The sequence below is a fragment of the Mycobacterium sp. genome (assembly GCF_049683355.1).
GTDB lineage: Bacteria > Actinomycetota > Actinomycetes > Mycobacteriales > Mycobacteriaceae > Mycobacterium.
On the sequence record NZ_JBAUJB010000236.1, the window covers coordinates 1 to 8,802 of the forward strand.

Annotated in this window: 10 protein-coding genes; 9 read left to right on the forward strand and 1 reads right to left on the reverse strand. The window is 68.7% G+C overall.

The annotated features are described in order from the left end of the window. The coding region (locus tag WA944_RS14225) for a PfkB family carbohydrate kinase (RefSeq protein ID WP_526647057.1) at positions 1 to 743 on the reverse strand (743 nt) is incomplete at its 3' end. 86 nt (positions 744 to 829) lie between these two features. Between WA944_RS14225 and WA944_RS14230 the strand changes: the two genes are divergently transcribed. From WA944_RS14230 to WA944_RS14270, 9 genes are all read left to right on the forward strand, one after another. Then, the gene (locus WA944_RS14230) at positions 830 to 2,086 is read left to right on the forward strand and encodes a glutamate-5-semialdehyde dehydrogenase (RefSeq protein WP_526609564.1); all 1,257 of its coding nucleotides are present in this window, start codon (positions 830 to 832) and stop codon (positions 2,084 to 2,086) included. A gap of 16 nt (positions 2,087 to 2,102) precedes the next feature. Beyond that, positions 2,103 to 2,999: an AAA family ATPase gene (locus tag WA944_RS14235; protein WP_526373036.1), complete on the forward strand. Its 897-nt coding sequence runs from the start codon at positions 2,103 to 2,105 to the stop codon at positions 2,997 to 2,999. Continuing rightward, positions 2,999 to 4,441, forward strand: coding sequence for a vWA domain-containing protein (locus tag WA944_RS14240; protein WP_526373034.1), 1,443 nt, complete (start codon positions 2,999 to 3,001; stop codon positions 4,439 to 4,441). Before WA944_RS14235 ends, WA944_RS14240 begins: the two co-directional genes overlap by 1 nt. A 70-nt stretch (positions 4,442 to 4,511) precedes the next feature. Continuing rightward, positions 4,512 to 5,240 carry a GntR family transcriptional regulator gene (locus WA944_RS14245; RefSeq protein ID WP_526373032.1) on the forward strand — a complete coding sequence of 243 codons (729 nt, stop codon included), beginning with the start codon at positions 4,512 to 4,514 and terminating at the stop codon, positions 5,238 to 5,240. Between the two features lie 42 nt (positions 5,241 to 5,282). Next, positions 5,283 to 5,915 (forward strand): nicotinate-nucleotide adenylyltransferase, encoded by a 633-nt coding sequence (gene nadD / locus WA944_RS14250; protein ID WP_526373039.1) that lies wholly within the window; start codon positions 5,283 to 5,285, stop codon positions 5,913 to 5,915. After that, on the forward strand, positions 5,912 to 6,292 hold the full coding sequence (gene rsfS / locus WA944_RS14255) for a ribosome silencing factor (protein WP_526373037.1): 381 nt from the start codon (positions 5,912 to 5,914) through the stop codon (positions 6,290 to 6,292). The genes nadD and rsfS overlap by 4 nt, the downstream gene beginning before the upstream one ends. After that, positions 6,289 to 6,966, forward strand: a complete 678-nt coding sequence (gene gpgP, locus WA944_RS14260) for a glucosyl-3-phosphoglycerate phosphatase (protein ID WP_526609562.1) — start codon at positions 6,289 to 6,291, stop codon at positions 6,964 to 6,966. The genes rsfS and gpgP overlap by 4 nt, the downstream gene beginning before the upstream one ends. Further along, the gene (gene octT, locus WA944_RS14265; protein WP_526373150.1) at positions 6,956 to 7,711 is read left to right on the forward strand and encodes a diglucosylglycerate octanoyltransferase; all 756 of its coding nucleotides are present in this window, start codon (positions 6,956 to 6,958) and stop codon (positions 7,709 to 7,711) included. Before gpgP ends, octT begins: the two co-directional genes overlap by 11 nt. 5 nt (positions 7,712 to 7,716) lie before the next feature. Beyond that, a complete protein-coding gene (locus tag WA944_RS14270) occupies positions 7,717 to 8,556 on the forward strand; it encodes a DegV family protein (protein ID WP_526373148.1) in 840 nt (279 codons plus the stop codon). Positions 8,557 to 8,802: the final 246 nt, after the last annotated feature.

An 8,802-nucleotide genomic window follows, 5' to 3' on the forward strand; every position in this document is an offset into this window, starting at 1 on the left:
GGCCACGACGCCGCCAGCACGCCGGCGAACACGTCGCCAGCACCGGTGGTGTCGACCGCCTCCACCGCGGGGGCTGCGACGTCGAGTCGTCGCCCGTCCGCGAGGTAGCTGGCCCCGCGTGCGCCACGGGTGATGACGAGGTGCGCCACCAGCGATGAGTCTGCGGTCGGCCAGGCGCCGGACTCCTCCTTGTTGACGACGACCACGTCGGCCAGTTCGGTCAGCGCCACGACGGCTTCGCGGTCCGGGGTCGGCGAGGCGTTGACGATGACCACCGCACCGGCAGCCCGGGCGACCCGGGCGGCGGCGGTGGCGGTGTCGATGGGTATCTCCAGCTGCACCAGCACCACGTCGCTGTCGGCGACGACCGACCGTGTCCTGGCCGAGTTCAGGCTCAGATGCGCATTGGCGCCCGGCGCGACCACGATGCAGTTCTCGGCGGCGGCGTCGACGATGATCGCCGCGGACCCGCTGGGTCCGGGCACACTGACGACCCCGGCGAGCCCCACGCCGTTGGCGTCCAGGTGGGCGCGCAGTCGTTCGGCCGCCGGATCGGTTCCCAGCGCCGCGACCAGCGCCACGTCCGCGCCGGCCCGGGCAGCGGCCACCGCCTGATTGCCACCCTTGCCCCCCGGCGACGTCGACAGCGCCGAGGCGAGCACGGTCTGGCCGGGCCTGGGGAGTTCGGCCACCGTGTACGTGAGGTCGGCGTTGACACTTCCGACCACGCAGACTCGCGTCACACCGGGGACGTTAGGGAGCGCGGCGCGCTGTGACAACCTCAACGGCCGGTCCGGTCCGCGCGCCGCCCACCGGATACGCTGGCCTGATGCATGTGCAAGCCCCTTCGGCACCTGACCTGCGCGGGCAGGTCCACGACGCCGCCCGCCGCGCACGGGTCGCGGCTCGCGCGCTGGCGACGCTGGGCACCGATGCCAAGAACCGCGCGCTTCGCACCGCCGCCGACCACGTGCTGATGAACACCCGCGCCATCATGGAGGCCAACCAGGCCGACCTCGACGCCGCCCGCGCCGCCGGGACCGCGGAGGCAATGCTCGACCGCCTGGCACTGACCCCGACCCGCATCGAGGGCATCGCCGACGGATTGCGCCAGGTCGCCGGCCTGCCGGACCCGGTCGGTGAGGTGCTGCGCGGCAGCACGTTGGTCAACGGTCTGCAGCTGCGTCAGCAACGGGTGCCGCTCGGCGTCATCGGGATCGTGTACGAGGGTCGCCCCAACGTCACCGTCGACGCCTTCGGGTTGACGCTCAAGTCGGGCAACGCCGTTCTGCTGCGCGGTAGTTCGTCGGCGGCGAAGTCCAACGCCGCATTGGTCACCGCGCTGCGTGCGGCGCTGGAGACCGAGAACCTCAACAGCGACGCCGCGCAGTTGCTTCCCAGTGATGACCGGGCCAGCGTCACCCATCTGATCCAGGCCCGCGGCCTGGTCGACGTCGTGATCCCGCGCGGCGGAGCGGGATTGATCGATGCGGTGGTGCGCGACGCCCAGGTGCCGACCATCGAGACCGGTGTCGGCAACTGCCATGTCTACGTGCACGAGTCGGCCGATCTCGAGATGGCCGAACGCATTCTGCTCAACGCCAAGACACGCAGGCCCAGCGTGTGCAACGCGGCAGAGACGGTGCTGATCGACGCGGCCATCGCCGACGTCGCCGTGCCCAGGCTCACCGCTGCGTTGCAGAGCGCCGGGGTGACGGTGCACGCCGACCCGTCCGAGGAGGAACTGCGAGCGGAGTTCCTGTCGATGGACATCGCGCTGGCCATCGTGGATGGAGTCGACGGCGCGATCAGTCACATCAACGACTTCGGCACCGGCCACACCGAGGCCATCGTCACCGCAGATCTCGCTGCGGCCCAACGGTTCACCGAACGGGTGGATGCTGCCGCGGTGATGGTGAACGCATCCACCGCGTTCACCGACGGGGAACAGTTCGGTTTCGGCGCAGAGATCGGCATCTCCACCCAGAAGTTGCACGCCAGAGGCCCGATGGGCCTGCCAGAGTTGACGTCCACCAAGTGGATCGTGTGGGGCTCACCCGTTACCGGCCACACCCGTCCCGCCTGAGTCAGGAGAGCAAACAGTGAGCGTCCCCGCACGTACGGTGCCGATATTCGCCGACATCGACGATGTCGCGCGTCGGTTGTCCGAGACCGGCTACCTGCCCGACACCGCCACCGCCACCGCGGTGTTCCTGGCCGACCGGCTGGGCAAGCCGCTGCTGGTCGAGGGGCCCGCAGGTGTCGGCAAGACCGAACTGGCCCGCGCCGTCGCGCAGGCCACCGGCTCTGAGCTGGTGCGGTTGCAGTGCTACGAGGGTGTGGACGAGGCCCGGGCGCTCTACGAGTGGAACCACGCCAAGCAGATCCTTCGTATCCAGGCAGGAAACGCGGGTGCGGGGGGCGACGGCGAAGACTGGGACCGCACCAAGGACGACGTCTTCTCCGAGGAGTTCCTGCTGTCCCGTCCGCTGCTGACCGCGATCCGGCAGACCGAGCCGACGGTGCTGCTGATCGACGAGACCGACAAGGCCGACATCGAGATCGAGGGTCTGCTGCTGGAGGTGCTCAGTGATTTCGCTGTGACAGTGCCCGAACTCGGCACCATCACCGCGACCCGCAAACCGCTGGTGGTGCTGACCTCCAACGCCACCCGGGAGCTGTCCGAGGCGCTCAAGCGTCGCTGCCTGTTCCTGCACATCGACTTCCCCGACCCCGACCTCGAACGTCGCATCCTGCTCTCGCGGGTTCCCGAACTGCCCGCACACCTGGCCGAAGAGCTGGTCCGCATCATCGGTGTGCTGCGCGGCATGCAGCTCAAGAAGGTGCCGTCGGTGGCCGAGACCATCGACTGGGGCCGCACCGTGCTGGCGCTGGGATTCGACACCATCGACGACGAACTGATCGCGGCGACGCTGGGAGTCGTGCTCAAACACCAGTCCGACCAGATCAAGGCCTCCGGGGAGTTGAGGCTCAACTGATGGCGGCCCGACGTACCCGCCCGCCGCAGCCGCTGGCGCCCCACGGAATCCCGGGCCATCTAGTGGAGTTCGTGGAAGCGCTTCGCGGCCAAGGGATCTCAGTGGGTCCGTCGGAGACGGTGGATGCCGGCCGGGTGATGGCCACGCTGGGCCTCGGAGACCGAAAGGTGCTGCGCGAGGGCATTGCCTGCGCCGTGCTGCGCCGCCCGGATCATCGCGAGACCTACGACGCGCTGTTCGACCTCTACTTCCCGGCCGCACTGGGCGCCAGGACGGTGCTGACCGACACCGACCCCGGCGACGACCATCAGGGTCTGCCCGCCGAGGACATCGAGGCGCTGCGCAGCGCGCTGGTCGACATGCTCAGCGACAACGAGGAACTGGCCGACCTCGACGAGCGGCTGGCCGCCATGATCGCCCAGATCGTCGAGGCGTACGGACGCTACAACTCCAGTCGCGGCCCGTCATACTCGTCATATCAGGCGCTCAAGGCGATGAGCCTGGATGATCTGGAAGGGCGGTTGCTGGCCGGGCTGCTGGCCCCCTACGGCGAGGAACCCACGCCCACCCAGGAGCAGATCGCCAAGGCGCTGGCCGCTCAGCGGGTCACCCAGCTGCGCAGGATGGTCGAAGCCGAGACCAAGCGGCGCACCGCCGAGCAGTTGGGCCGCGACCACGTGCAGATGTACGGCGTCCCGCAGCTCGCGGAGAACGTCGAATTCCTCCGGGCGTCCGGCGAACAGTTACGGCAGATGCGCCGCGTGGTGCAGCCGCTGGCGCGCACGCTGGCCACCCGGCTGGCCGCTCGGCGTCGGCGGTCGCGTGCCGGTGAGATCGACCTGCGCAAAACGCTGCGCAAGTCGATGTCGACCGGCGGCGTGCCCATCGACGTGGTGCTCAAGAAGCCGCACCCGGCGCGTCCCGAGCTGGTGGTGCTGTGCGACGTATCCGGTTCGGTGGCCGGCTTCAGCCACTTCACGCTGCTGCTGGTGCACGCCCTGCGCCAGCAGTTCTCCCGGGTCCGGGTCTTTGCCTTCATAGACACGACCGACGAAGTCACCCAGTTGTTCGGCCCCGACGCCGACCTGGCCGTCGCCGTGCAGCGCATCACCCGGGAGGCGGGGGTTTACACCCGCGACGGCCACTCCGACTACGGCCACGCGTTCGTGTCGTTCCTCGACCAGTATCCGAACGTGCTCTCGCCACGCAGTTCACTGCTGGTACTGGGCGACGGCCGCAACAACTACCGCAACCCCGAGACTGAACTGCTCGCCCACATGGTCAATGCCAGCAGGCACGCCCACTGGTTGAATCCCGAACCCAGGCACCTCTGGGGAAGTGGCGATTCGGCGGTGCCGCGCTATGAGGATGTCATCACGATGCACGAATGCCGTTCGGCCAAGCAGTTGGCCTCGGTGATCGACGCCCTGCTGCCCGTCTAGTTCGAGCCGGCACGAGGCGTTGCTGCGAAACCGCACACTGGACCGTACTTACCCCCGCTACGCTGCAGAGATGCCTTCAGGCGCGCCGCTGTACATGACGATCGCATCCGACGTGCGCGACCGGATCGCGACCGAGCAGCTGGCGCCTCATACGCTGCTGCCGTCCGAACGTGAACTGGCCGAAGTGCACGGCGTCAGCCGGATGACCGCGCGGTTGGCGTTGTCTCTGCTGGAAAGCGAAGGTCTGGTCTACCGGAACCCGCCGCGCGGCACGTTCGTCGCCGAGCCCCGGGTGCGCTTCCACGTCGGCAGCTTCTCCGAGGAGGTCGCCCGGATGGGCCGCAGGCCCGCCGCGCGTCAGCTGTGGGCGGTGCACCAGCCCGCCACCCCGGTGGTGCGCGTCGCCCTCGGCCTGGCCGAGGGGGCCTCCGTACACGTGTTCCACCGGCTTCGCACCGTGGACGGCGTCCCGTTCGCGCTGGAGACGACGTACATGCCTGCCGAGCTCACGCCGGGAATCCTGGACGAACCCGAGCAGGGCTCATTGTGGGCGGCTCTGCGCACCCGGTACGGGATCGAGCTGGCGCGCTCGACGGCCGTGCTGGAGTCGATCGTTCTCGACGACGCGACCAGCGTGCAGCTGGGAGTTCGAGCCGGATCGGCGGGAACCCTGCTCACCCGGCGCACCGAGGACACCACCGGCCGGTGCGTGGAGTACGGATACGACGTCTACCGCGCTGATCGCGCCGCATTCGAGGTCACCGAAGTTCTCCAGACGCCCTGGCTCTCGGAGGTCTGAGTAAGCTCGCTATTCGTGCAAGGCGGGCAACGGCAGAGAAGGCTGGGCGTGATGGGTGGGACCTTCGATCCCATCCACAACGGTCACCTCGTCGCGGCCAGCGAGGTCGCCGGCCTGTTCGATCTCGACGAGGTGGTGTTCGTCCCCACCGGTCAGCCCTGGCAGAAGCGCACCAGGACCGTCACCGCCGCCGAGGACCGCTATCTGATGACGGTGATCGCCACCATCTCCAATCCGCGGTTCTCCGTCAGCCGGGTGGACATCGACCGTGGCGGGCCGACCTACACCAAGGACACGCTGCGGGATCTGCATGCGCTCAATCCCGACGCCGACCTGTACTTCATCACCGGTGCGGATGCGCTCGCATCAATCCTGTCCTGGCAGAACTGGGAGGAGATGTTCGCGATCGCCAGGTTCGTCGGGGTCAGCAGACCGGGCTACGAACTCGACGGTCAGCACATCGCAGCCGCGATGGCGCAGCTCCCCCCCGACGCGCTGCACCTGGTCGAGGTGCCTGCCCTTGCCATCTCGTCGACCGACTGTCGCCGCCGTGCCGAACGGTCGCGTCCCATTTGGTATCTCGTGCCCGACGGTGTCGTGCAGTACGTCACGAAACGGGACCTCTACCGACATAAGCAAAGCCCCAGCCTCACAGGTGAAGGAGATCGGCTCTGACCGCCACCAAGGAAGCCATCGACATGGCAGGAGTCGCCGCGCAGGCCGCGGCGTCCAAACTCGCCGACGACGTCGTCGTCATCGACGTGTCGGGACAACTCGTCATCACCGACTGCTTCGTCATCGCCTCGGCGTCCAACGAGCGGCAGGTGAACGCGATCGTCGACGAGGTCGAGGAGAAGATGCGCGTCGCCGGATACAAGCCTGCCCGCCGTGAGGGCACCCGCGAAGGCCGCTGGACCCTGCTCGACTACGTCGACATAGTCGTGCACATCCAGCATCAGGACGAGCGCAACTTCTACGCGCTGGACCGGCTGTGGCGGGACTGCCCGACCGTGCCCGTCGACCTGGACGATGCGGGGGAGCCGACCGAATGACGATCCGCCGCCTGGTCATGCTGCGGCACGGGCAGACCAAGTACAACGCCGGTAGCCGGATGCAGGGCCAGTTGGACACCGACCTCAGCGACCTCGGGCGGGAACAGGCCGTCGCCGCGGCCGAGGTGCTCGCCAAGCGTCAGCCGCTGCTGATTGTGTCGTCGGACCTGCGGCGCGCGCTCGACACCGCCGTCGCGCTCGGCGACCGCAGCGGGCAGCCGGTCAGCATCGACACCCGGCTGCGGGAGACCCACCTCGGAGACTGGCAGGGCATGACGCACCTCGATGTCGACGACATCGCCCCGGGCGCAAGGCTGGCCTGGCGGGACGACGCGCGCTGGGCCCCGCACGGCGGTGAGAGCCGCGTCGACGTCGCGGCCCGCAGCATGCCGCTGATGCGGGAGCTGGTGGAAGGGCAGCCCGAGTGGGGCGGTGACGAACCCGACCGACCGGTGGTGCTGGTGGCGCACGGCGGGCTGATCGCCGCCCTGACCGGTGCGCTGCTGAGGCTACCCGTCGACAACTGGCCGGTGCTGGGCGGCATGGGCAATGCCAGCTGGGTGCAGTTGGCCGGACACTCCCGGTCCGACGGGGCGCGGGACTCTTTCGACGACATCCGGTGGCGTCTGGATGTGTGGAACGCCTCGGCGCAGGTCGCCAACGATGTCCTCTGAGGCCCCTGCTGTGGATCTGCCCCGCAGGACCCTGCTGCTCTTCTGCGACTCGCTGTCCTACTATGGTCCGACCGGGGGGCTGCCGTCAGATGATCCCCGCATCTGGCCGAACATCGTTGCCGGCCAACTCGGTTGGGATCTGGAGCTGATCGGACGGATCGGCTGGACGAGTCGCGACGTGTGGTGGGCGGCGACGCAGGACCCGCGGTCGTGGGCGGCGTTGCCGCGGGCCGGGGCGGTGATCTTCGCGACCTCGGGGATGGATTCGCTGCCGTCACCGTTACCCACCGCTCTGCGCGAGATGATCCGCTACGTTCGGCCGCCATGGCTGCGCCGCTGGGTGCGGGACGGTTACGGCTGGGTGCAGCCGCGGTTCTCGCCGGTGGCGCGGTCTGCGTTGCCCCCTCATCTGACCGCGGAGTATCTCGAAATGACGAGGGCGGCTATAGATTTCAACCGCCCCGGCATTCCGGTGGTGGCGTCGTTGCCGTCGGTGCACAGGGCGGCCACCTATGGAATGGCCCACCACGGCAGGCCGGGCACGGTCGAGGCGATCACGCGGTGGGCGGCTGAGCACGAGGTGCCGCTGGTCGACCTCGAGGCGGCGGTGGCCGAGCAGGTGATGAGCGGTCGGGGCAACCCGGACGGCATCCACTGGAACTTCGAGGCACACCGGGCGGTAGCGGAACTGATGATCAAGGGACTCGCCGAAGCCGGTGTGCACCTGCCCGATTCGAACGGTTAGCGATCATGTCGGTGGTGGTGGTCTGCGATTCGTCGTCGCGTTTGCGGCTCGACGAGCGCAAGCGCTGGGACATTCGCGAGGTCCCGTTGCATGTGCTGGTCGACGGCACGGACCTGCGCGACGGCGTAGACGACGTCCCGTACGACATCCACGACCTGCACGGCGTGACTACCGCGGGGGCCACGCCGGCCGAGCTCGCCGAGACCTATCGCCAGGCCCTGGCCGACAGCGGCGGTGACGGCGTGGTGGCTGTGCATCTTTCGGCCGCGTTGTCGAGCACCTACAGCGCGGCCGTCACGGCGGCGCGGGAGTTCGGACCGTCGGTACGGGTCGTGAACTCTCGTTCGGCGGCTATGGGTGTCGGCTTCGTGGCGATGGCCGCAGCGCGCTGCGCGGCCTCGGGTGTTGATGTCGACGCTGTCGAAGCCGCGGCGCGGTCGACACTGGGCCGGACGAACGTCTTCCTCGTCGTGCACCGCCTGGACAATCTGCGGCGCAGCGGGCGGATCCGCACGACTGCGTCGTGGCTGGGCACTGCGCTGGCGCTCAAACCGCTGCTGTGTCTGGACGTCGACGGGCGACTGGTGCTCGACCAGCGCATCCGTACCGTCACCAAGGCGCACGCGGCGATGGTGGATCGGGTGGTAGAGGTGGTGGGAGAGCGCGCCGCCGATGTCGTGGTGCATCACGTCGACAACCACGACGCCGCCGATGCGCTGGGCGCCGCACTGACGCAACGACTTCCGCAGCTCACTTCGTTGACCGTCACCGATATGGGGCCGGTGCTGTCGGTGCACGTCGGTGGCGGGGCGGTGGGTTTGGCCGTGCAGGTCGCCGCGACGTAGATGCGCTACCCAGTGGAGGAATGACAAAAGGGGCGCCCCGGGGGGAGGGGCGCCCCTTTTGGGTTTCGGGGGTTACTTGACGTCGACGAAGACGACGTTGCCGGTGGTTTCGAGGACGCGGTCGTCGCCTTGGGCGTCCCAGACGTATTCGCGGATGGGCTGGCCCTGGCGGACCGAGACGACCTCGGCGTTGTCCAGTGCGGTCGATCCCTGGCGGTTGACGACGACGCGGTTGCCGTCGGCCTC